The organism is Alicyclobacillus sp. SO9, from assembly GCF_016406125.1.
GTDB lineage: Bacteria > Bacillota > Bacilli > Alicyclobacillales > Alicyclobacillaceae > SO9.
Genome location: NZ_CP066339.1, coordinates 3,233,450 through 3,257,007, shown reverse-complemented (window position 1 = coordinate 3,257,007; position 23,558 = coordinate 3,233,450). Strand labels below are relative to the sequence as shown.

Sequence of the window (23,558 nt, the reverse complement as noted above, 5' to 3'; positions counted from 1 at the left end):
GAGGCTGCGTGCGTGCCGAGTGGACAGGAGCGCATCCGAAATTTTTCTATTATTGCGCATATCGATCACGGAAAGTCAACCTTAGCAGACCGCATCCTGGAACATACTCATACGGTGACAGAGCGGGAGATGCACGATCAACTGCTCGACCAGCTCGAGTTGGAGCAAGAGCGGGGAATCACCATTAAACTGCAGGCGGTTCGGCTTGTTTACAAAGCCCGTGACGGCGAAGAATATATTTTGAATCTCATCGATACGCCTGGCCATGTGGACTTCACGTATGAAGTCTCGAGAAGTCTGGCGGCTTGTGAAGGTGCACTGCTGATTGTAGATGCCGCGCAGGGCATAGAGGCACAAACCCTTGCCAATGTGTACCTGGCGCTGGAGAACGACTTGGAGATTTTGCCCGTTATCAACAAGATTGATTTACCCAGTGCCGAGCCTGACAAGGTCCGTCAGGAAATTGAGGATATTGTGGGGCTTGATGCCAGTGATGCGGTGCTTGCGTCGGCTAAAGCGGGGATTGGCATCGAAGACATCCTTGAGCAAATTGTTACAAAAGTGCCGCCGCCGCAGGGAGATTTACAAGAGCCTCTGCAGGCTATGGTTTTTGATTCACACTACGACTCCTACCGCGGGGTCATTGTGTATATTCGTGTGATGAACGGATCGATCAAACCGGGCATGAAAGTTCATATGATGCAAACCGGAGCTGAGTTCGAAGTGGCCGAAGTCGGTGTTTTTCGGCCGGCCATGACAAGTGTTGACACCCTGTCTGCGGGCGAAGTGGGCTACCTGTTTGGAAGTATCAAAGATGTCAAGCAGGCTCGCGTCGGCGATACAGTGACAGAGGCTGCGCGTCAGGCGAAACTCCCTCTGCCAGGTTACAGAAAAGTGAATCCAATGGTTTTTTGCGGTCTTTACCCGGTAGACAGCAACGATTTTCACGACTTGCGCGATGCCTTGGAAAAACTCGGTTTGAACGATTCAGCGCTGACCTTTGAGCCCGAGACTTCGTCTGCTCTAGGTTTTGGTTTTCGTTGCGGGTTTCTGGGTCTTTTACACATGGAGATTATTCAGGAGCGCCTGGAGCGGGAATACGGTTTGACGCTGATTACGACAGCACCGAGTGTCGTATTTAGTGTCACATTGACTGATAACTCCAGGATTGAGATTGATAATCCCAGCGAGATGCCTGGTGCAGATAAAATTCTGATGGTGGAAGAGCCGTATGTGAAGGCGTCTGTCATTGTCCCCAACGACTTTGTTGGAGCTGTCATGGAATTGTGCCAAGAGAAACGCGGACAGTTTAAGGATATGCAGTACCTGGACGAGAATCGGGCTACAATTGTGTATGAACTGCCTCTGTCCGAAATTGTGTACGACTTTTTTGACCGGCTCAAGTCGTCAACCAAGGGCTACGCTTCTTTCGACTATGAGCTTGTGGGCTATAAGGAATCCCAACTTGTGAAGATGGATATCTTGCTGAACGGCGAGGTTGTGGATGCACTGTCTTTCATTGTTCATAAGGACAAAGCCTTTTACCGCGGAAGAGCCTTATGTGAGAAGCTGAAGGATTTGATTCCTCGGCAAATGTTTGAAGTTCCTATTCAGGCTGCAATCGGCAACAGGGTTGTGGCTCGTGAAACCATTCGAGCCATGCGCAAGAACGTTCTATCAAAGTGTTATGGCGGCGATATATCGAGAAAACGGAAATTGCTTGAGAAACAAAAGGAAGGAAAAAAACGCATGAAACAAGTGGGGCGCGTTGAGGTGCCTCAGGAGGCGTTTATGGCTGTCTTGAAAATGGAGTAACAGCCCAAAATGGAGCAAGGGATTGTGGTGATTTTGTCTTCTTCTGTACGTTCAACACTGCTTCAGCAAACTGCCGCACCCACGGCCCTGTATGTTCACATTCCGTTTTGCGGCAGTCGGTGTCACTACTGTGACTTTGCTACTTTTGTCGCGCCCCATCCCGTTCGTGAGACGTATCTGGATGCTTTGCTTCAAGAGTTGAAGTGGTTGTCGGAAATGCACACAACCCCCCTTAAGTCGGTTTTCATCGGGGGAGGAACCCCCACTTTGCTGTCCGTGGAGCAGTTGGAGCGTCTGTTGAAGGGGATTCAGGACTCCTTTCAGTTAAAGGAGGACGCAGAATTTACGATTGAAGCGAATCCAGGGACAGTCACAGAAGAGAAACTGCGGATGCTGCGGCAGTACGGCGTCAATCGAATCAGCTTTGGGGCGCAGACTTTCAATGATACACTGCTTCTGGCCATTGGCAGGCTGCACGATGCAGACACTGTGGACAAGAGCATCAGAATGGCGCAAAGTGCCGGTTTTAAACGGATTAGCATCGACTTGATGTTCGGTCTGCCGGACCAGACTTTGTTGGATGTAAGAGCATCAATTCAGCGCTTTTTGGATTACAACCTTGAACATGTGTCTGCCTATTGGTTAAAGGTTGAAAAAGGGACACCCTTTCACGATTGGCAGGAGCAGGGGATGCTGCCCTTGCCTGGTGAAGATGCGGAAGCAGATATGTATGAAGAGGTGCGCAGACTCCTCACAGACGCAGGGTACGAGCACTATGAAATCAGTAACTTTGCTCTGCCTGGGGCAGCCTCTGTTCACAATTTGGTCTATTGGCACAACGAACCATACCTGGCTGCCGGTGTGGGTGCACACGGTTATGTGATGCAAACGCGGTATGAAAACACGAGACACCTCTCTCAGTACATTGATGCCGTGAGAAACGGGAAACGCCCTGTGGCAGACAGTCATGAGGTTACGGCGGAGGAGTATGCAGAAAACACTATGATGCTGGGTCTCCGGCTTCGAGAAGGTGTTTCAGACAGTCGCTTTCGAGCTTTACACGGAACTGGCATGTTGGAGTTGTTCCGCAGTGTGATTGAACGACTGGAAGGTCAAGGTTTGCTTGAATGGGCGGACGATACGCTCCGCCTCACGCCCATGGCTTGGCCCATCGCAAATTTGGTTTTTGAAGAATTTGTGGGGGCCCTGTTGGACAATTGACAATTTGCCAGTGACTTGCTATTGTCAAAAGTGTCAGCTTAGCACTCAACGACAGAGAGTGCTAACGAAAGTAAAAGGGACGGCTGACGTGAGGGGGAACAGCGGTGTTATCAGAACGCCAGAAACTGATTTTGAGCGCCATTGTCCAGGACTATGTGCTCTCCGCTGAACCGATTGGCTCGCGCGCGTTGTCAAAGCACCATCAAATTCATTTTAGTGCCGCTACCATTCGGAATGAGATGGCGGATTTAGAGGAACTGGGGTACTTGGACCAGCCTCATACATCTGCTGGGCGCATTCCGTCGCAGAAGGGGTATCGGTTCTACGTCGATAACCTGTTGGCTCAGGATACGTTGAACATCGTCAACGTAGGCGCTCTGCGTGAATTGTTTCGTCAGCGTATTGATGAGATTGAGCGGCTTTTGCAGCAGACAGCGACAGTCCTTTCCCAGTTGACTCAGTATACTTCCATTGTATTAGGTCCGAAAATGTCGGAGGAAACCATTCGTGAGTTGCAGTTAATTCCTCTCGCTTCGGGGAAAGCTGTGGCGATTTTGGTTACCAATACGGGAAATGTACTGAACAAGCATGTCCGAATTCCACCTGATATGGATATGGACGATGTGGTCCAGATTATGAATCTGCTAAATGACAAAATTTCAGACACGCCGCTGTCAAAGGTTCGCTCAAAAATGTACCGTGAATTATCAGCCGAACTATCAGCTGTTATGGAGCGGTATGAAGGGGCTCTGGAATTTTTGGATGGATTCACGAATATTCCAGATCAGAATGCCAAGGTGTACGTGGATGGAACCACAAATATTTTGGCTCAACCGGAATTTCGGGATGTAGAAAAAGTGAGGCCTTTGCTCGAACTGCTCGAGCGGGCTGAAGCAGCTGAACAATTGCTGCCGCAACAAACAGGAATCCAAGTGCGAATTGGTAAGGAGAATCCGTTCCCGACCCTGCAGGACTGTACGGTTATTTCAGCGGACTATACACTCTCGGGTGTGCCGGTAGGCCGAATCGGAATTGTCGGTCCAACTCGCATGGATTACTCGCGGGTCATGCAGATTTTGAACTACACGTCTGGTTCATTGTCGCGCTTGTTTCGTGAATTCTTGTAAATAGGCAGGTATCCGTCTTTGTTCTTGCGGCAATGACTTGTCTTGGGAGGTAATGGCTTTTCATGAAATCCAAACAAAAAAAGCAGGACGCCGGCACCGAGAAGAAAACGTCTCAGCCAGTGAATGGTGAAAAAAGTGTAGACTCAGAACATGACAATGCCTCCACAGAGGAGCAAGCTGAGGTTTTCGAAGCAGAAATCGTAACTGAGTCAGACGATACCGACGATGTGTCGGGTGTGAACGAGGGCGCTGGTGTAGAAAACGGATCAGATGCGTCGAATGAAACTGGTGAATCGTCAGAAGAAAAGTCTGCTCAGCCTGATGAGAAAGATGCTCAAATCAATGATTTGACGCAGCAACTTCTGCGTACAAAAGCCGATTTTGACAATTTCCGTCGGCGGACTCGCCAGGAAAAAGAAGATTTAAAGCAGTTTGCAACCAAAAAGTTGCTTGAAGAGCTGCTGCCGGTGGTTGACAATTTTGAGCGTGCATTGGACGCTGTTGCCGGCGATAGCGATATATCTGAATTGAAGACGGGTATCGAAATGGTTCACAAACAATTGGTGGATGTTTTACAGAAACACGGCGTAGAGCCGATGAATGTTGTGGACCAGCCTTTTGATCCAAAGGTACATGAGGCAGTCATGCAGGAGCCCGCAGAAGGGAAAGAACCGGGAGTGGTTCTAGCCGAACTGCAGAAAGGCTACACAGTTCACGGGCAAGTGTTGCGTCCTGCAATGGTCAAAGTGACCAGCTAATTAAATTACGCCATCAAGATTTGGCGCAAAGCGTCAACTTTTCATGAGGAGGATATCGTCACATGGCAAAAGTAATTGGGATTGACTTGGGAACCACAAACTCTTGCGTAGCTGTTATGGAAGGTGGAGAATCCACCGTAATTCCGAATTCAGAAGGAAATCGGACGACGCCGTCCGTTGTTGCATTCAGCAAAGACGGAGAAAGATTGGTGGGCGACGTTGCAAAGCGGCAAGCCATTACCAATCCTGACCGTACGATTATTTCCATTAAGCGGGATATGGGTACAGACCGAAAGGTTGCAATCGACGACAGCAAGTACACACCGCAGGAGATTTCCGCGATGATACTGCAGAAGCTGAAAGCTGATGCAGAAGCGTACCTGGGCGAGACTGTCTCTCAGGCCGTTATTACGGTGCCCGCGTATTTCAGTGACAGCCAGCGCCAAGCTACAAAAGACGCCGGTAAAATCGCAGGACTCGAAGTCCTCCGCATTGTGAATGAACCGACGGCGGCAGCGCTGGCGTACGGTCTTGACAAGGACGGCGATCAGACCATTTTGGTCTACGACCTTGGCGGCGGTACCTTTGACGTTTCTCTGCTCGAATTGGGCGACGGTGTGTTCGAAGTAAAAGCCACCAGCGGTAACAACCACTTGGGCGGCGATGACTTTGACCAACGTGTTATGGATTACCTGATTGATTCCTTTAAAAAGGACACCGGAATTGACCTGAGCAAGGACCGCATGGCGATGCAGCGTTTGAAGGATGCTGGTGAAAAAGCCAAGAAAGAATTGTCTTCTACCCTGACAACGACTGTGTCTCTGCCGTTTATTTCAGCAGATTCCACCGGACCGAAGCACTTGGAAGTCAATATCAGCCGTGCAAAATTTGACGAAATTACAGCCGATCTCGTTGAAAAAACCCTGGGTCCGACACGCCAGGCGCTCAAAGACGCCGGTCTCTCTGCAAGCCAGGTGGATAAGGTTGTGTTGGTCGGCGGTTCGACCCGTATTCCAGCCGTCCAAGAGGCCATCAAAAAGTTGATTGGAAAAGACCCCTCCAAAGGTGTTAACCCTGACGAAGTGGTTGCTCTTGGTGCAGGCATTCAGGCAGGCGTCCTGACAGGCGACGTGAAAGACGTCGTGCTTCTTGATGTAACCCCTCTGTCTCTTGGTATCGAGACACTTGGCGGTGTGTTTACACGCTTGATTGATCGCAACACCACGATTCCGACATCGAAGAGTCAGATCTTTTCAACTGCGGCCGACAACCAGACATCTGTTGAAATTCATGTTCTCCAAGGTGAACGGGAAATGGCCAGCGGCAACAAGACACTGGGTCGGTTCAGCCTGACGGACCTTCCGCCAGCGCCCCGCGGTGTACCGCAAATTGAGGTGTCGTTCGATATCGACGCCAACGGTATTGTAAATGTCTCTGCAAAAGACATGGGCACAGGTAAGAGCCAACAGATTACCATTACAGCTTCCAGCGGTTTGTCAGATGACGAAGTCGAGCGCATGATGGACGAAGCAGAAAAACACGCTGAGGAAGACAAAAAGCGCCGTGAGCAGGTTGAAATTCGCAATCAGGCAGACCAGCTCTTGTACCAGACTGACAAGTCTCTCAAAGACTTGGGCGACAAGGCAGATGAAGAACTGAAGAAAGAAACGGAAGAGAAACAACAAAAACTTCGCGATGCATTATCCGGCGACGATACAGATGCTATTAAGACTGCATCGGATGAACTGACAGAAGTGCTGCACAAGCTGTCCAGCAAACTGTATGAGCAAGCAGGTCAGGACCAGGGTGCAGACGGCGGTGCGGGTGCCGCAGACGGCCAGTCTGGCAAGTCCGATGACGACAACGTCGTTGACGCGGACTACAAAGTAGTCGATGATGATAAGAAATAAGCGTTTGACGGCTTGAGTGCTTAGAAATATATGGGCAGGGATGCACGCACTAGCGGTATCCCTGTCTCTTGTTACAAGGCGTACAAGGCGGGAGGAGGTCGTCCGTGAGCAAGCGGGATTATTATGAAGTGCTGGGCGTGGACAAGAATGCGTCCCCCGAAGAAATAAAAAAAGCGTATCGAAAACTCGCTCGTAAGTATCATCCGGACGTAAACAAGGAAGATCCGGAGTCTGAAACCAGGTTCAAAGAGGTCTCAGAGGCGTACGATGTCCTGTCAGACCAGCAGAAGCGTTCGAATTACGATCAATTCGGTCATGCAGACCCATCCCAAGGCATGGGTGGCGGCGGTTTCGGCGGTGGTGCCGGATTCGAGGACTTTGGCGGCTTTGGCGATATTTTCGATATGTTTTTTGGCGGCGGGCGTCAACGCGGTCCGGCACGCGGCGAAGACTTGGAGTACGAATTGCAAATTGAGTTTGAGGAAGCAGCTTTCGGAGCTGAGAAGGAAGTTCAGATTCCGAGAACTGAGAGTTGTCCAACCTGTGGAGGAAACGGTGCAACACCTGGCACAAAAGTAGAAAAATGTACCGTGTGCGGCGGCAGCGGCGAGCAGCAGCAAGTGGTGAATACGCCCTTCGGAAGAATGGTGAATCGTAAGGTTTGTTCCACCTGTCACGGCCGAGGTGTAGTGATTGAACATCCTTGCACCGACTGTCATGGCAATGGACGAAAACGCGTGCGACGCAAGGTGAAAATCAATGTTCCCGCGGGCGTGGACACAGGTATGCGCCTGCGCGTGCCAGGTGCCGGTGAAACCAGCGCTTCGGGCGGTCAGCCTGGGGATTTGTACGTTCTCATTCGTGTGAAAGAGCATGACTTGTTTGAACGGGACGGCACGAATGTATATGTAGATGTTCCCATTACTTTTGTCCAAGCGGCCCTGGGTGATGAAATTGAAGTTCCCACGTTGGACGGAAAAGTCGAACTGCGAATCCCGGAAGGTACGCAGACAGGCACTTCGTTTAGATTACGCGGCAAGGGAGTTGTTCGCCCGAACTCGTCCCACCGAGGAGACCAGCACGTTCGCGTGAATGTGGTCACCCCCACCAATTTGAACGAAGCTCAGCGAGACTTACTCCGTGAGCTCGGCAGGGAACTCGGTCAAAACCCGAATGAGCAGACCAGGAGTTTTATGGAGCGTATGCGCAGTGCTTTTCTCGGCGACAACTGAGGTACCTTGAAGAATAGAACGGGCGGCCCGGTCGTGGGTTGCCCGTTTCTTAGTTTATGCTGTCAGTTCTCATGCAAGCTGACTGAAATCAACGGAAAAAGGGAGGGCCTGTCGTGCAGTGGTGGGAAGTTTCGGTGAAGTGTCTGCCGCAGGACGCAGAGACAGTTGCGGCATTGTTGATGGAATGGCCGGAGGTACAGGGGGTATTTTACGATGGTTACATCTCGGGAGGTCCTTTGCATCCTGAATACGGTGAATGGTTTTCGGAGGAATTACAGAACCAGGATGCCGCAGAGACGCGGGTGAAAGTCTATCTCCCTAACTGGGTGACCGAAGTTCAAATTGAACAGCGGCTTACCAACATGGTCGCATCGGCGGAGACGGCCGAGGCAGAAATCAGTGCACTTTCCTGGACCTATATGCTTGTTGATGAGTCCGCTTGGCAGAGTGTCTGGCAGCAGGATTTTTCCGCCATACCAGTTGGTCAGCAGTTGATTGTTGTACCCAAATGGGATAGAGACAAGCCCGTTCCTGCGGAACGACGTCCGATTTACCTTGAACCTGGGCGCGCTTTCGGAACGGGTGTCCATGCAACGACACAGCTCTGCATGGAACTTTTGGAAGAGATTGTTGAGCCGCAAAAAAAGGTGCTGGATGTGGGCTGCGGAACCGGGGTTTTATCCATTGCTGCGCTGCGGTTGGGGGCAACAGATGTCATGGCTGTCGATGTCGATCCCGTCGCCGTCCACGTAACAACACAGAACGCCGCCGACAACGGCGTGGCAGAGGAACTCAAGGTGCAGCAAAGCGACTTATTAAAGGAACTGCAGCCTGATACGTACGACGTTGTGGTTGCGAACATTCTGCGCGATATCGTTGTCAGTCTGACTCCCGCAGTCGCAAGGCAGTTGGCGCCTGGCGGTCAATTTGTCATGTCAGGCTTTTTGGAACGCGACGTTCCAGTCGTACAAGCAGCACTTGGCGCAGTTCACCTGGAGTTAACCAAAGTGCTGGAGCGTGATGGTTGGGTTGCTGGACTGGCGGTGAAACCAGTATGATGCCCCGTGTGTTTTTGGATAGCGCAGTTGCCGTGGGAGACAAAGTTACAGTGGCTGGAGATGACGGCCACCATTTTGCGCGTGTCTTGCGTGCACAACCAGGTGAACAGGCTACTGTAGCAGCGGCAGGAACTGGCTACCTGGCCGTTGTCACGGCAGTAGACAAGCAGGCAGGAAGCGTGGTGCTTGTGATTCAGGAGCAGTTGCAGAAACGGGATCCGAGGCATGCTGTCTACGTAGTGCAAGCCATGGCAAAAGCTGATAAAGTGGATACTGTCATTCAGAAATGCACGGAAGTCGGTGCAGCCGGGGTGATGCTGTATGAAAGCGAGCGGTCCGTGGCAAGGCTGAAGAAGGATAAGATCCCCGGTAAACTTGCACGATGGCAGAAGGTGGCCAAGGAGGCTGCAGTGCAATGCCAGCGTGATACAATACCAGTAATCAAGTATGCATCTGCTTTCTCAGGTGTTCTTGAATGGGTTCATAGCATGCACGCACCACATCTGCTGCTGCTCGATGAAGGTGAGTCCGTGAACGGTCTGCGAAGCGTTCTGAACGGCCTGCACAGGGAGTCGAGCGGCCTGCGCACTGAGATGAACGGGCTGCACAGCGAGTCGAGCGAGCGGCGCACCCGGGCAGACGGAGCCTCATCGCGTTCAAAGGCCGACGCAGAATTGAAACCAGCAGCCAATTCCGGCGAGACACCAGTGGTGATTGTGATTGGACCGGAGGGCGGTTGGTCAGATGAGGAGCGGAGTACGTGGGTCGGAGCCAATGCGAGAGCCGTTACACTCGGACCGCGTATCCTGCGTACAGAGACGGCCGGAGTCGCGGCCCTGACCGCAATACTATATGAATTTGGTGATTTAGGAGGTTGAGTCAAGCGTGCCAACCGTTGCATTTCACACACTTGGTTGCAAAGTCAACTACTACGATACAGAGGCCATCTGGCAGGTGTTCAAACACGCCGGCTACGCGCAAAAGGAGTTTCACGAACAAGCAGACGTCTATGTGATTAATACGTGTACCGTGACCAATACGGGTGACCGTAAGTCGCGACAAATGATTCGTCGTGCGGTGCGGACCAACCCGGATGCGGTGGTTGCGGTAACAGGTTGCTACGCCCAAATTGCGCCGCAGGAAATCGCTGCAATTGCTGGAGTCGATGTCGTTGTGGGAAACGACAGAAAGTCCAAAATTGTAGAATTGGTGGAGGAAGTTCAGCAGGAGCAGCATCCCTATCAAGCCGTGGGAAATATTCTTAAGACGCGGGATTTTGAAGAAATGGACGTGCCGTATTTTGAAGACAGAACCCGTGCCAACCTGAAGATTCAGGACGGTTGCAACAACTTCTGTACATTCTGCATCATACCCTATGCCAGAGGCTTAATTCGCAGCCGCAAACCGGAGAACATTGTAGCCCAGGCAAGAAAACTGGCTACGGCTGGCTATCGGGAAATCGTCCTTACCGGCATTCACACCGGGGGCTACGGTGCCGATTTGCAAGACTACCGACTTGCCAATTTATTAAGAGATTTGGAGCAGATTGACGAACTCTATAGAGTAAGAATCAGTTCCATCGAAGCCAGCGAGATTGATGACGAGTTGATTGAGGTTCTCGGGCAGTCCACAAAAGTCTGCAAGCACCTGCACATTCCGCTTCAAGCGGGCCATAATCAGGTGCTGAAGAAGATGAACCGGCATTATACTGTAGAAGAATTCGGGGCCAAGCTGGATAAGATTCGCACGGTTCTGCCCGAATTAGCCATAACCAGTGATATTATCGTCGGCTTCCCAGGAGAATCAGACGAGTATTTTGAAGCAACTGAGCAGTTTGTCCGCAACCAGCGCTTCTCACAATTGCATGTCTTTCCATACTCGCCAAGGACCGGCACCCCGGCGGCGAAATTCACACAGCAAGTAGCTGAGGAAGACAAGGAAAGACGTGTCTCACAGTTGATTGATCTGTCCAATCAACTGACAAAGGACTATGCCAATCAGTTTAGCGGACGTGTGCTTGAAGTCATTCCAGAGGAACCGCTTCATCTTGAAGATGCCAATCCAGGCGAAGGACCCGGTGCAAAACCCGGATTCTGGCTGACCGGCCATGCTGACAATTATTTGAAAGTTACCTTCCCGGTGCCCGATGGCATGATGCCAGAGAGCCTCATCGGGGAAGTGTGCGCCATAACACTGACTGAAGCCTCAAGCACCTTGCAAGTTGGCCAATTTACTTCAGTCATCACTGCGGACAACATTACTGCGGAGCGCACCCCAGAGGAGCGGATCCCAGAGGAGCGTTTCACAGACACCAAATCACGGCAGGAGGCTCTGTAATGGCGGAGAAAAGGGTTGAGCGAGCAGCTGGTGGACTGGTTGTGAGGACGACGAAGAGCGGACCTGAAGTGCTGCTGATTCACGATGCCTACGGACATGTTACGTTTCCGAAGGGACACCTTGAACCGGGCGAGACGTGGGAAGAGGCAGCAGTTCGGGAAATTCGTGAGGAGACGGGCATAGCTTCTCGCATTGTGTCCCCATTGGGACGAATTGAATACCTCATTACGCGAGACGGTGAGGAAGTTCGCAAACAGGTCCGTTTATTCCTGCTTGCCGCAGAAGACAACTCGGCAAGTCCGGTGGCACAGGAGGAAGAGGTAGACGGTGCTTTTTTCGCAGACTGGGAGAAAGCAAACAGTCTGCACCACCAGAGTGGATACGAAAACTGGTCATGGGTTCTGCCCAAGGCAAAGGTTCTGTGGGAATGGACAGAGCTTGATATGGAGAAGGCCTGGAGATCGGTTTCTGCATCTACCAGCCTCGATGACCTGGCCCAAGAGTGGTCTTCACACAAAGACTTGGTTACTCGGCTGATGGAGAGCGTCGTACATGAATTGGCAGTGACCGCGCCAGAGTGGTCTAAACGAGGTGCACCTAAGCAAACCGACTATGACTTACCAAAAGCATCTGGGTCTGTGCCTGAGATTGCCAAAGCCATTGAACACACCTTGCTGAAACCGGAAGCACGGGTGCCTGATGTCCTTCGCTTGGTGGATGAAGCCAGAACTTACGAATTTGGCGGAGTGTGTGTGAACCCTCAATATGCAGGTTTGGTCGCACAGGGTCTGGCTGGAACGGAGACCATTCCTTGTGCCGTAGTCGGCTTTCCTCTCGGAGCCACAGTTACGGAAGCTTTGGCCGCAGAGGCTAGAGCTGTCGTGGAAGCTGGGGCAAGAGAAGTCGATATGGTCATCCCAGTGGGCTCCATGCGAGAAGACGATGTCTGGAGTGTCTACCACCGTGTGAAGGCTGTGTGTGATGAAGCCCATCAGTTGCAGGCGCAGGTGAAAGTGATACTGGAGGCTCACTTTCTAACCTCCGATCAACTCCTCAAAGCAGGACTGACAGCCCTTGAGGCAGGGGCGGACTTTCTGAAAACGTCCACTGGATTCGCACCCAGCGGAGCAAAGATAATGGACGTAGCCTTATTGTCTGTTATCGCCGGCGGTACCGCAAAGGTAAAGGCCGCCGGAGGTATTCGCTCGAAAGAACAGGCTGAAAACTATCTGCGTTTTGGCGCTGCGCGGCTTGGAACCAGTTCAGGCGTATCGATGATCCGGTAACAACCTCTGCACAAGTCTACCAAACGGCCCTACGACAGGCCATACAAGCAATGTGCAGACAATGTTGTAAATTGTATGAGCATTGGCAATCTGCTGTGCTGGATTGCCTGACAGCCACTGATTCAGATGGCCAAACGGCCCCATAATGGGAAGAAACAGCACTGCGCCGCCGACATTCAGCAGTACGTGGGAGAGTGCGACTTGCTGTGCAGCGCGCGACTGTCCCAGGGCCGCGATGACAGAGGTAAAACACGTTCCGATATTTGCGCCAAGAACAATTGCGATACCGCCGTACAGCGGGATGAGTCCATCCACAGCCAGTGCCATGGTGACGACGGTCGTAGCCGTCGACGACTGAATGGCGGCGCTGGCAATACAGCCGGCCAGAATCGCAATGAGCGCATTCGAACCTGCGCTTTGCAACATAGTTGCAAACCAGGGAGAGCGACTCAATGGCTGTAACGCGCTTGACAAGGTGTGAAGTGATATAAAAATTACCGAAAAGCCGAGTAAAACGAGGCTAGGATGAAAAAAACGGGGCTTTCGGCTGATTAATCCTACGAGTCCTAGTCCAAAAGCTGGAAACACTAGACTCCATAGGTTGACAGTAAGTATCTGGGGTGTCACAGTAGATCCTACATTGGATCCTAGTACAATGCCAAGCGCATCCTTGAATGCCATACTTCCGGCCGCAGTCATGCCAACGGTGATGGCTGTAATTGCTGCACTGCTCTGTACAGCGGCCGTCGTAATCAGGCCTGTTAGAATCCCGCGCGTCGGGGTCTTAACGGCAGATTGCAGGAGTTGCGGCAACCGTCCTGATGCTAGCTGTTCCAGTCCGTACCTCAATACGCGCAGACCAGCAAGAAATGCACCGAGAGACGCAGCTGCAAACAGCAAGCCGAAGAACATGGACAACACCCCCAATCTACACTTATGAACCCGAATGCAAATCATGACAGGTTTGACCTGCATTATTAGGCTGTAATATAATTACGTCTGATTGATGATTGCAAGGGTCGGAGGGAGGGAAAGAGATGTCCGAAATCAAACTTCGAAAGAATGAGTCTTTGGACAGTGCACTTCGCCGGTTTAAAAAGGCCACAGCCAAAGACGGTGTTTTGGCTGAAGCAAAGAAACGCAAGCACTATGAGAAGCCAAGCGTTGCACGAAAGAAAAAGGCAGAAGCTGCACGCAAGAAAAAGCGTGCATACTAATAAGGCGTGCACTCGCAAGGTGTGCATACTAATCTTGTAATATTAGTTGATGCAGGGAGGCTGCGACAGGATGAATTTGTCGGAACGGTTAGCAGAGGATTTGAAACAAGCAATGAAGGACCGGGACAAGATTCGCCTGTCTGTCTTACGGATGGTTCGGTCGGCTGTACGAAACAAGGAACTAGAGCACGGCCAGGCCATAACAGATGATGAAACTCTCGCCGTACTCCAAAAGGAGCTAAAGCAGCGCAGAGATTCCCTAGCTTCCTTCGAGCAAGCGCAGCGAACTGATTTGATTGAGCAGGCGCACCAGGAAATTGCTATATTAAACGAATACCTGCCGCAGCAGATGACCGAAGAGGAACTATCCAAATTGGCTGCGGAAATCATACAGGAAGTAGGCGCCAGCTCCAAGGCGGACATGGGTAAAGTCATGGGCCAGTTGATGCCAAAGGTCCGGGGTCGGGCTGATGGCAAGGCCGTTCAGTCCGTTGTGCAGAAGTTACTCTAAGCATAGCCGACCTGCATGAAGTGGTTTTCCACTTATAGCTCCAACATCTTTTCCCTCTCACATGTAGAACAGCCTGCCCCCAATGGGAGCAGGCTGTTTTGTGGTGTGCTGGTTTGTAGCACGCTGCTTTGTGGTACCTTGTGGAGCTCCCCGGCAGCCGAACCTGCCGTTCATGTTCATTGTGAACTCGGTGAAACTCGGTGAAACTCGGTGACGAACCGTGCACCGTACATCTTCACGGGGCGAAAAGAACGAGGGTCAGGCTGAAGAGGAGAGGCTGAAGAGGGTCAGGCTGAAGAGGGTCAGGATGAAGAGGGTCAGGATGAAGAGGAGAGGATGAAAAGCGTCAGGACGAAAAGCGTCAGGATGAAAAGCGTCAGGATGAAATAGAGATCCCGCAGGAGCTTATTCGGGCAAACTGTGGCTCAAAAGAGTGAATAAGCACCTGCCAAGTGTCTATTGTCCACTTGGCCCCCGAAAACCGGGGTGGAGACTGACAATAGAGATCCCAGAGGAGCTTATTCGGGCAAACTGTGGCTCAAAAGAGTGAATAAGCACCTGCGAAGTGTCTATTGCCCAGTTGGCCCCCGAAAATCGGGGTGGAGACCGACAATAGAGATCCCAGAGGAGCTTATTCGGGCAAACTGTGGCTTGAGGGAGTGAATAAGCACCTGTCAAGTGTCTGTTGTCCACTTGGCCCCCGGAAATGAGGTTGGGAGACGCACGGGGAACCGAAGGGACAATGACAATACGTAGGAAAAGGTATGAAGGCGTCCGAAGGGACGCCTTCCTCCAAATCTATTTTTAATACAAACGACTGTAAAACTCATGGAACCTTACATGTCTGCTTACGCAAAATTCTCGACGGCTCCCCGAAATCAAGCGGGGCGCGTGCGGGGCGCGATAATAGAGATCCCAGAGAGACTGTCGATGAACTAGATAGGATAAGAGTCTCCAATTTTTGAATTTAACTCGTTATATCTTGATATTTATCCATAATTCGCTTGTTTTCGTGTATAATTGAATTATCAAAAAACAAGCGGGAGTTGGAGATATGAGCGGGGTTAAGTACAAGAACTTTGAGCAGGCTTCCTTCGAAGACCTAATGGTGTACTCGGCGATACCACCTCACCCATTCTGGGATATGGTGGCGAAACACATTGACTTTTCCTTCGCAAATAAGCTGTGTGCTCCTTTGTACTCGCCGCTCGGCCAGCACCCCTACGCCCCGTCGTTGAAACTGAAAATCCATCTCATACAGCGATACTACAATATTTCCGACCGAGAGATGGAATTAAAGATCGTCGGTGACATCTTTATCAAGCGATTCTTGGGTGTTCCGGTTTCGCTCGCCAAATTTGACCATAGCACAATTGCATTAGACAGGAGTCGACTTGGGGCGGACATATTTCATGCCTGTCATATGAACATCCTTGCTCAAGCCCTAAACCACGGTATGTGGGGCCAAGACGATGACCGTTGGTTGGTGGATGCGTTCCACACCTATGCCAATGTTGCCGCGCCAAGTACATACGAGCTTATTCAACAGGCTGCCCAAAAGCTTGTACGTCACCTGAAACGTAGGAGCCCAGCACATTATGCACAACTGAAAGCAGACATGGATGTGGGGGTGTTCTTCCGCAAGCTCAAACGTGATGTTCGGGGGACTGAAAGGAATCTCGCCTTCAGTAACCTATGCGTTTTAGGGTTTGGATTGGTGGCATGGATGAAACGCACAGAGGCTGACGAGGGGGTTACAAAATGGGAAGACCCCAGTGAACAGGAGACGGCAGAGCAACAATGCGAGGTGCTGCTGCGCATTTTGCGTGAAAATGTGGACTCAAAGGAACAGGATGAGGACTCATCCGGTTCATCTGACAGCAGTGGACCACAGAATAGAGGCTTTCAATACGCTGAACTGGGTCAAAAGGAGAAACCCGCCGACCGCGTAGTCAGTGCCCATGACCCAGAGGTACGTATAGGGCACAAATCCAAGAAGCTGGCGTTTCTGGGTGACAAGACGCAAGTAGTGGAATCTGCAAGCTCTCACTTAGTCCTCAATGCAGAGCCGATCCCTGGTAATGAAGCGGATGGGGTTACACTGGAAAACGTGGTGAAGACGGTCGTGGAGCAGTTCGACAAACGCCCCAAGGAAGTGGTGGCAGACGCAGCTTACGGAAGCGGGGAGAATCGCGATAAACTTGTCAACGGGTTACACATTCATCTGACCGCACCATTGACTAAAGTCACCAACCCTTCTGGCAAGGCATTTCGAACGGAGGACTTCACATATTTACCGGAAGATGACGTGGTCGTGTGTCCTGAAGGGCAGAGATCGGTTCGCAGGACTCACATTAAGAAATCTAAGGGTTCGCAATATGGATTTGCCGAACAAGTTTGTGGACAATGTTCTCTACGTGGGCAGTGTACCGACCATGCCAAAGGTCGCACTGTATTTGTAAGTGACTATTGGGCACTGCTGCAAGAGGCAAAGAAGTATAATGCGAGCGCGCAAGGGCAAGAGGCGTTACGAGCTCGGTACGAAATTGAGCGCACCAATAACGAGATGAAACGCCACCACGGGCTCGAAAGACCGCGAACCCGTGGCCGAAAGAAATTGCGAATTGACGTCAAAATTACGTCCATGGTCGTCAACGTCAAAGTCATGGTAAAGACCCTGGTGGAACGTTGTAAACCGTTAGAGGCCCCCGTCTGCTCTTAGAAGAAAGCGAGAGTAAAAAATGGAGGGATTGACAGTGGAAATCCCACGATTTCTGTTACTGACAACCAAAAATATACCATTTGCATCCAATTCCTTTGAAAAAATTCCCTAACGAAGGAAAACAGGAGCCTTACAGCTCCTGTTAATAGACTGTCTCCCAGAGGAGCTTATTCGGGCAAACTGTGGCTCAAAAGAGTGAATAAGCACCTGCGAAGTGTCTATTGCCCAGTTGGCCCCCGAAAACCGGGGTGGAGACCGACAATAGAGATCCCAGAGGAGCTTATTCGGGCAAACTGTGGCTCGAGAGAGTGAATAAGCACCTGTCAAGTGTCTATTGCCCACTTGGCCCCCGAAAACCGGGGTGGAGACCGACAATAGAGATCCCAGAGGAGCTTATTCGGGCAAACTGTGGCTCAAGAGAGTGAATAAGCACCTGCCAAGTGTCTATTGTCCACTTGGCCCCCGAAAACCGGGGTGGAGACCGACAATAGAGATCCCAGAGGAGCTTATTCGGGCAAACTGTGGCTTGAGCGAGTGAATAAGCACCTGTCAGGGGTCTATTGCCCAGTTGGCCCCACATTAGCCAGGCCCGCGCGGGTTTGTTGGCCCCCGGAAATGAGGTTGGGAGACGCACGGGGAACCGAAGGGACAATGACAATACGTAGGAAAAGGTATGAAGGCGTCCGAAGGGACGCCTTCCTCCAAATCTATTTTTAATACAAACGACTGTAAAACGCATGGAACCTTACATGTCTGCTTACGCAAAATTCTCGACGGCTCCCCGAAATCAAGCGGGGCGCGTGCGGGGTGCGACAATAGAGATCCCAGAGGAGCTTATTCGGGCGAATTGTGGCTCAAAAGAGTGAATAAGCACCGGAGTTGGCAGCACAACAGGGACAGGGGGCTAAGGGCAAAGCGCGGCCCTCAGATTACTGACACTCCGTACCGGCATAGCTTGGCTCATTCCATCATAAAAATGGACTTGAGGAGGGACAGCCATGCCTTCAATGAAACGACGGTGGAAGCAGCTTGCTACAGAATGGCTCTCGTTGCCGCCGGACGCGTTACAGGATGTCTCCCGTGTAACCTGTCTGAACGGGAATGAAGTCATCGTTGAGAACATAGAGTCCTTGTTGCGGGTCTCAGACACACAGGTGGATATTGACGTGGGTCACGCGGTTTTACATGTTCACGGTGAGTCTTTTGTCGTGACGTTGGCATCGACTACAGAGGTGCATCTGCGAGGCAGTGTGTCCAGTTTATCCTACAGTTCCAGAGGTGCGTCCAAGTGAACGGATGGGGCGGATTTGAATACACTTGGTTTGGAGCACTGTATGTCGAGCTTCGGGGCGACGAGACGCATTCTGTAATTACAGACCTTCACCGAAAAGGGGTCGTGCTGCGGCAGATTCAGTATGGTCAATCCTCTGTTCGATTAGTATTTGGATTGCGCGACTTTGACACGGTCTATACTTCATGCCGACATTTCCACGTGCGCATCCGCTTTCTTGAGCGGCTCGGTCTCCCGTTTCTGCTGAAACGGCTGTTACGCAGAAAAACAATGCTGATGGGGCCTGTCTTATTTTTTGCTATCATCTATGGACTGAGTTCGACAATCTGGCAGATTTCAATCTCGGGTGTGAAAGAAGACACAGTACCCGCGGTCCGTCAGGCAGCCGCAAAGACCGGGTTGTATACGGGTGCTTGGAAAGGTCTGACGAAAGGTAGATTAGAGAAAGTTCAAGACAGTATATTAAATCAAGTTCCGTCGCTGATTTGGGTTGGTGTCGATGTTCGCGGCAGTAAGGCTACGATAAAGGCAATTGAAAAAATTAAAGGCGTTGACGAAAAGTCGACTCAACCGCATAACATTGTGGCATCCAAGCCAGCGGTTATTCAACGGGTTCTAGCTACCAGAGGACAAGTTCTCGTAAAACCGGGGCAGGTTGTCCATTCCGGTGAAGTCATTATCTCTGGTGCGATGGGGGATGGGGCTGCTCAGGTGCCCGCAGCCGGCAAAGTCATGGCTGAGGTATGGTACACCTCGGATGTGACGGTGCCGTTGAAGGTTGCGAGAAAGGGGCTCACCGGATCGAAATACAAGCAGGACTATTTAATGATAGGTGGGCTAGGATTGCACTTGTGGGGCTGGAAAACGCCTCATTACGCAGAGCAGTTACAAACAACTGAATCGACATCTTGGCATCTGGGAAAATATCAACTGCCTCTGCAATGGAGCATCGTTACACACCATCAGGTTCAGAAATTGGCTTTTACGGACTCTGAGAAGGCGGCAAAGGCGAAGGCAATCAAGTTGGCGGAGCAGGATGTGCGGAGTAAAATAGGATCGGATGGATCGCTTTTGTCTAAGACAGTTTTACACACCGAAGTCTCCCGTGGTAAGCTATACGCAAAAGTATGGATTCGCGCAGAGGAGGATATCGGCGTCGCAAAGCCGATTCCACAGCAGAGCGAAGATAAGACAAAGACAGGTAATCAGCCCACTTCCAACAAAGCAAAGCAGGGCTGAAGTTCGGGGCAATTAAAAGGCCACCGGGCAGCGAAGCGAAAGCGACGTAGCACATGAAAGCGACATAAATGCGTACTGAAGATGTGAACTGAAGATGTGAACTGAAGACCGAATCGATGAAAACGAAAACCCTGATTAATTGTGTATGCACTGAGGAGATGGTTGTTGTTTGATGCAGAACCAAGCGGTTCGTAAGTGGGCATTTGCCAACAATGAAGAGTCTATGTCTGTTCTTGGTCCACATGATGTGTTACTTGGTTTGCTGGACAAAGCCTATCAGGCAAAAGTGGTCATTCGTGGAACAGAATTGTCTTTTAGCGGTGATGAAGACGAAGTCAATCAAATGTACGCCTTGGTTCAGGTCATCGCGAAACTAACCAAAATGGGTGTGCGTTTGTCTGATAATGACTACCGCTACGCAATAGACTTGGCAAAGAATCATCAAATAGAAGAGTTGCCTGCAGTGTACTCTGCAGAAATCGCAACGACGTTTAAAGGTAAAGTTATTCGGGCCAAAACCTTGGGGCAGCGGCGTTACGTTGAAGCGATTAACAAGCTGGATGTTGTATTTGGGATTGGTCCTGCGGGAACAGGAAAAACCTATTTGGCTGTAGCAATGGCTGTAATGGCTCTAAAACGCGGAGATGTCAAGCGCATCATTTTAACCAGACCTGCCGTTGAAGCGGGTGAAAGCTTGGGCTTTTTGCCGGGAGATCTGCAGGAAAAGGTTGATCCGTACTTGCGACCGCTGTACGACGGATTGTACGACGTATACGGACCGGAGCAGGTAATCCGAGCGATGGAACGAAATAATATTGAGATTGCCCCGTTGGCCTATATGCGGGGACGTACCTTGGAATCGTCGTTTGTGATTCTTGACGAAGCCCAGAATACCACACCAGAGCAGATGAAGATGTTTCTTACGAGGCTTGGCTTTGACTCAAAAATGGTTGTCACTGGAGACGTGACACAGGTCGATTTGCCGCGCGGCAGGTTGTCCGGACTCATTGATGCTGCACAGGTTTTAACGGGTGTATCCGGTGTGGGTTTTCATTACTTCACCGCACATGATGTCGTGCGTCACCACTTAGTACAGAGAATTATTGATGCATATGAGGGGAAACCAGACAACGGGCCCGAAAATAGATAAGCTGCCACGCTGGTGACGTTGTGTATTGGAAATTTGAAGGGGATAGAAGGATGAATTTCCGCAAGTGGGGCCAATCCATTCGCGATTTTTTAGATAATGAAAAATTCCGATTGAACAGGCGTATTCGAATCGGTATTTTTGTAGGGCTTGGATTGGCACTCTACTTGGTGTTAATTGGAAGCATATTGCCTCCAAGCTATAACTTTGAAGTTGGGCAGACGAGTCCGGTAACGGTACGAGCTCCAATGACGGCTGTTGATACGCAAGCTACCCAATCTGCAAAACAAGCAGCGGAGAACAAGGTTGCAAAGCAGTACGCGATGGATCCCAATGTTGAGAAAGATGCAGTCAAGAGCTTGGACACGCTGTTTGCGAAGGCAGTGACCGTGGATTCTACCAAATCCATGTCGGCTGCCAACAAAATCAAGGCACTCGGTCAAGTAGCTCCAAGACAGGTGACGACTGCGTCATTAAAGACGCTGGCCAGTATGAATCCCAGGGAAATTACGCAAGTCAAGAGTGTATCAGACAAGATTGTGTCAAATCTCTTGGGTGCCCCTTTTAATGAACAGTCTGCAGCTCAGTCTAACTTGCTGGTGGACAGGCAGCTTGTGAGTAATTACGATTTGAACCGTGCAAATCGGGTTCTGGTGCAGAACCTAGTCGTCAGCGTGCTCAAACCGAATATGGTCTATCAACAGAAAAAGACCGATCAGGCACGGCAAGCAGCTGCACAGTCTGTGTCGAACATTATGATTCATCAAGGGCAACTGATTGTTTCGAAGAACGGTGTGATTACACAGCGAGTCCTCGATCGGTTGAAAGATGTCGGGTTGCTCAGAACCCAGCCAAGGTATGGAATGGCCATCGGATTTGCGCTGTTCGTTGCTCTCTCCGAGGGACTGCTGGCGTCCTATATCGAACGGCGGTCACCGCGACGAAATTTGGATAATCTGATGTTGTTACTGCTTGCTATTATTATCGTGCTAATGGGTGTCTTAATCGCCATTGTCAAAAGTGTCATCAATGCTGGCGGACCGCAGTGGATTGCCTACTTGGCGCCCATCTCGGTGGGAGCCATGTTAATTACCGTCTTAATGGATTCATCACTGGCCGTTGTGGCTTCGTTCTTTCTTTCGCTGTTCTTTGGTGCGGCCCTGGATTACAACTACTGGTTTTCTTTGATTGGATTCGTAGGTTCTCTGACGGGTGCGTACGGTGTTGCTAAGGTCATGCACCGCGGTACCTTTATGCGTGCCGGGTTTCTCGTGGCAATGGTCAACGTGCTCGCAATTACTTCGATGCACCTTGTGCAAAATGATGCAGGCTCCGGGCTGAAGACCTTTTCTTTGCACTTTGGTCTCGGTGCATTAAACGGGATCTTCAGTGCCGTTCTGACGATGGGCATTTTACCGTTTTTTGAGGGCGCGTTTGGTTTGTTAACGGCTATTCGTTTACTTGAACTATCCAATCCAAACCATCGGTTGCTGAAAAAAGTGCTGATGGAAGCGCCTGGTACCTATCACCACAGTCTGATTGTCGGGAACTTGGCAGAAGCCGCTGCAGAGATTGTCGGGGCCGATCCCCTTATTTGCCGCGTAGGTGCGTATTACCACGACGTCGGGAAAACGCGCCGGCCGCTGTTCTTTGTTGAGAATCAAATGACAAAGGAAAACCCGCATGACAAAATAGCCCCCAGCTTGAGTCACTTAATTATTACCTCTCACGTGTCGGACGGGCTGGCCATGCTGAAAGAGGCAGGACTGCCGAAACCGATTCGGGATGTTTGTGCGACCCACCACGGGACTACAATTTTGTGGTACTTCTACAACAAGGCTCGGGAACAGGACAAAAACGGTACCGTGAAGGTGGATGACTACCGTTATCCAGGTCCGAAACCAAAGACCCGGGAAAATGCAATTGTGATGATCTGTGACGCTGTTGAAGCCGCTGTGCGGAGTATGTCTCGGCCTACACCCAACAGAGTAGAGGGCGTCATTCGGAAGATTATACGGGACAGACTTGAAGATGGTCAGTTGGATGAATGCGATTTGACCTTGCAAGACCTGGATGTGATGGTGGGTGCCTTCATGAAGACGCTCAAAGGTATATATCACTCACGGATTGAGTATCCAGATATGGATAAGATAAGGAAGGAAGTAGCGAAATAATGAGTGAAGGAACCTTAACCGCAGATTTGGATGTTCGCTATCCACTTCCTGCAGATACGGGTTTTGATAGTGTTTTTGTAGAGCAGGTGCTATCCGCGGCGGCTGAGTCCGTTCAACAGTTTGGTGAAGTCTCAGTCTCTTTGGTGTCTGACGAAGAGATTCATACTTTGAATCGGGACTACAGAGATGTCAATCGCCCCACAGATGTGCTCTCATTTTCTATGCTGGAGGGTAATGATGTAGATGTCGGCATACCTGCTGCCCAGATGCTGGGAGACATTGTGATTAGCTGGCCTGCGGCACTCAGGCAGGCAGAAGAATACGGCCACAGTGTGAAACGGGAACTTGCCTTCCTGTTGGTGCACGGTTTTCTGCATTTAGTCGGATATGATCATCAGACTGTCGAAGATGAAACAGAGATGTTCGCAATTCAGGAACAAGTACTTACCGATTTAGGCCTTACTCGTTCGGCGGATGCTGGACGAACTGCAGAGCAGAGGACGTCAGACTGAT

Annotated in this window: 19 protein-coding genes; 18 read left to right on the top strand and 1 reads right to left on the bottom strand. The window is 50.8% G+C overall.

The window, feature by feature from the left end:
• Nucleotides 1-12 precede the first annotated feature (12 nt).
• From lepA to deoC, 10 genes are all read left to right on the top strand, one after another.
• Nucleotides 13-1,815, top strand: a complete 1,803-nt coding sequence (lepA, locus tag GI364_RS15305) for a translation elongation factor 4 (protein WP_370541786.1) — start codon at nt 13-15, stop codon at nt 1,813-1,815.
• Between the two features lie 9 nt (nt 1,816-1,824).
• Nucleotides 1,825-3,036, top strand: a complete 1,212-nt coding sequence (hemW, locus tag GI364_RS15300) for a radical SAM family heme chaperone HemW (protein WP_198850121.1) — start codon at nt 1,825-1,827, stop codon at nt 3,034-3,036.
• Between the two features lie 104 nt (nt 3,037-3,140).
• Nucleotides 3,141-4,163 (top strand): heat-inducible transcriptional repressor HrcA, encoded by a 1,023-nt coding sequence (gene hrcA, locus GI364_RS15295; RefSeq protein WP_198850120.1) that lies wholly within the window; start codon nt 3,141-3,143, stop codon nt 4,161-4,163.
• Between the two features lie 62 nt (nt 4,164-4,225).
• Nucleotides 4,226-4,921 (top strand): nucleotide exchange factor GrpE, encoded by a 696-nt coding sequence (gene grpE, locus GI364_RS15290; protein WP_198850119.1) that lies wholly within the window; start codon nt 4,226-4,228, stop codon nt 4,919-4,921.
• Nucleotides 4,922-4,983: 62 nt separating this feature from the next.
• Nucleotides 4,984-6,831 (top strand): molecular chaperone DnaK, encoded by a 1,848-nt coding sequence (gene dnaK / locus GI364_RS15285; RefSeq protein WP_198850118.1) that lies wholly within the window; start codon nt 4,984-4,986, stop codon nt 6,829-6,831.
• 104 nt (nt 6,832-6,935) lie between these two features.
• A complete protein-coding gene (dnaJ, locus tag GI364_RS15280) occupies nt 6,936-8,063 on the top strand; it encodes a molecular chaperone DnaJ (protein ID WP_198850117.1) in 1,128 nt (375 codons plus the stop codon).
• Between the two features lie 113 nt (nt 8,064-8,176).
• Nucleotides 8,177-9,121, top strand: a complete 945-nt coding sequence (gene prmA, locus GI364_RS15275) for a 50S ribosomal protein L11 methyltransferase (protein ID WP_198850116.1) — start codon at nt 8,177-8,179, stop codon at nt 9,119-9,121.
• Entirely contained in the window at nt 9,088-9,999 is a 912-nt protein-coding gene (locus GI364_RS15270; RefSeq protein WP_198850115.1) for an RsmE family RNA methyltransferase, read from the top strand. The genes prmA and GI364_RS15270 overlap by 34 nt, the downstream gene beginning before the upstream one ends.
• Before the next feature lie 7 nt (nt 10,000-10,006).
• Nucleotides 10,007-11,458: a tRNA (N(6)-L-threonylcarbamoyladenosine(37)-C(2))-methylthiotransferase MtaB gene (gene mtaB / locus GI364_RS15265; RefSeq protein ID WP_198850114.1), complete on the top strand. Its 1,452-nt coding sequence runs from the start codon at nt 10,007-10,009 to the stop codon at nt 11,456-11,458.
• Complete coding sequence (gene deoC / locus GI364_RS15260) at nt 11,458-12,744, top strand: deoxyribose-phosphate aldolase (RefSeq protein ID WP_198850113.1); 1,287 nt, start codon at nt 11,458-11,460, stop codon at nt 12,742-12,744. The genes mtaB and deoC overlap by 1 nt, the downstream gene beginning before the upstream one ends.
• On the opposite strand, the gene GI364_RS15255 is transcribed toward deoC, so the two are convergent.
• The gene (locus GI364_RS15255) at nt 12,721-13,656 is read right to left on the bottom strand and encodes a Na/Pi cotransporter family protein (protein WP_198850112.1); all 936 of its coding nucleotides are present in this window, start codon (nt 13,654-13,656) and stop codon (nt 12,721-12,723) included. The two genes, deoC and GI364_RS15255, sit on opposite strands and share 24 nt — an antisense overlap.
• Before the next feature lie 125 nt (nt 13,657-13,781).
• On the opposite strand from GI364_RS15255, the gene rpsU reads away from it, so the two are divergent.
• The 8 genes from rpsU (at nt 13,782) to ybeY (ending at nt 23,557) form a co-directional block, all read left to right on the top strand.
• The gene (gene rpsU, locus GI364_RS15250) at nt 13,782-13,961 is read left to right on the top strand and encodes a 30S ribosomal protein S21 (RefSeq protein ID WP_198850111.1); all 180 of its coding nucleotides are present in this window, start codon (nt 13,782-13,784) and stop codon (nt 13,959-13,961) included.
• 70 nt (nt 13,962-14,031) lie between these two features.
• A complete protein-coding gene (locus GI364_RS15245) occupies nt 14,032-14,472 on the top strand; it encodes a GatB/YqeY domain-containing protein (protein WP_198850110.1) in 441 nt (146 codons plus the stop codon).
• A 1,054-nt stretch (nt 14,473-15,526) separates the two neighbouring features.
• Entirely contained in the window at nt 15,527-17,194 is a 1,668-nt protein-coding gene (locus GI364_RS15240) for an IS1182 family transposase (RefSeq protein WP_198850109.1), read from the top strand.
• 998 nt (nt 17,195-18,192) lie between these two features.
• Entirely contained in the window at nt 18,193-18,486 is a 294-nt protein-coding gene (locus tag GI364_RS15235) for a YabP/YqfC family sporulation protein (RefSeq protein WP_198850108.1), read from the top strand.
• Entirely contained in the window at nt 18,483-19,724 is a 1,242-nt protein-coding gene (gene yqfD / locus GI364_RS15230) for a sporulation protein YqfD (RefSeq protein WP_198850107.1), read from the top strand. Before GI364_RS15235 ends, yqfD begins: the two co-directional genes overlap by 4 nt.
• 172 nt (nt 19,725-19,896) lie before the next feature.
• Nucleotides 19,897-20,874, top strand: a complete 978-nt coding sequence (locus tag GI364_RS15225; protein WP_198854048.1) for a PhoH family protein — start codon at nt 19,897-19,899, stop codon at nt 20,872-20,874.
• Nucleotides 20,875-20,924: 50 nt separating this feature from the next.
• A complete protein-coding gene (locus tag GI364_RS15220; protein ID WP_198850106.1) occupies nt 20,925-23,045 on the top strand; it encodes an HD family phosphohydrolase in 2,121 nt (706 codons plus the stop codon).
• On the top strand, nt 23,045-23,557 hold the full coding sequence (gene ybeY / locus GI364_RS15215) for an rRNA maturation RNase YbeY (RefSeq protein WP_198850105.1): 513 nt from the start codon (nt 23,045-23,047) through the stop codon (nt 23,555-23,557). Before GI364_RS15220 ends, ybeY begins: the two co-directional genes overlap by 1 nt.
• The last annotated feature ends 1 nt before the right edge of the window (nt 23,558 follow it).

Excerpts from the sequence above, each read along its gene's own strand:
- hemW (WP_198850121.1), top strand. The coding sequence starts at position 1,825 with ATGGAGCAAGGGATTGTGGTGATTTTGTCTTCTTCTGTACGTTCAACA.
- grpE (WP_198850119.1), top strand. The coding sequence starts at position 4,226 with ATGAAATCCAAACAAAAAAAGCAGGACGCCGGCACCGAGAAGAAAACG.
- dnaK (WP_198850118.1), top strand. The coding sequence starts at position 4,984 with ATGGCAAAAGTAATTGGGATTGACTTGGGAACCACAAACTCTTGCGTA.
- deoC (WP_198850113.1), top strand. The coding sequence starts at position 11,458 with ATGGCGGAGAAAAGGGTTGAGCGAGCAGCTGGTGGACTGGTTGTGAGG.
- GI364_RS15255 (WP_198850112.1), bottom strand. The coding sequence starts at position 13,656 with ATGTTCTTCGGCTTGCTGTTTGCAGCTGCGTCTCTCGGTGCATTTCTT.
- rpsU (WP_198850111.1), top strand. The coding sequence starts at position 13,782 with ATGTCCGAAATCAAACTTCGAAAGAATGAGTCTTTGGACAGTGCACTT.
- GI364_RS15245 (WP_198850110.1), top strand. The coding sequence starts at position 14,032 with ATGAATTTGTCGGAACGGTTAGCAGAGGATTTGAAACAAGCAATGAAG.
- GI364_RS15240 (WP_198850109.1), top strand. The coding sequence starts at position 15,527 with ATGAGCGGGGTTAAGTACAAGAACTTTGAGCAGGCTTCCTTCGAAGAC.
- GI364_RS15235 (WP_198850108.1), top strand. The coding sequence starts at position 18,193 with ATGCCTTCAATGAAACGACGGTGGAAGCAGCTTGCTACAGAATGGCTC.
- GI364_RS15225 (WP_198854048.1), top strand. The coding sequence starts at position 19,897 with ATGCAGAACCAAGCGGTTCGTAAGTGGGCATTTGCCAACAATGAAGAG.
- GI364_RS15220 (WP_198850106.1), top strand. The coding sequence starts at position 20,925 with ATGAATTTCCGCAAGTGGGGCCAATCCATTCGCGATTTTTTAGATAAT.
- ybeY (WP_198850105.1), top strand. The coding sequence starts at position 23,045 with ATGAGTGAAGGAACCTTAACCGCAGATTTGGATGTTCGCTATCCACTT.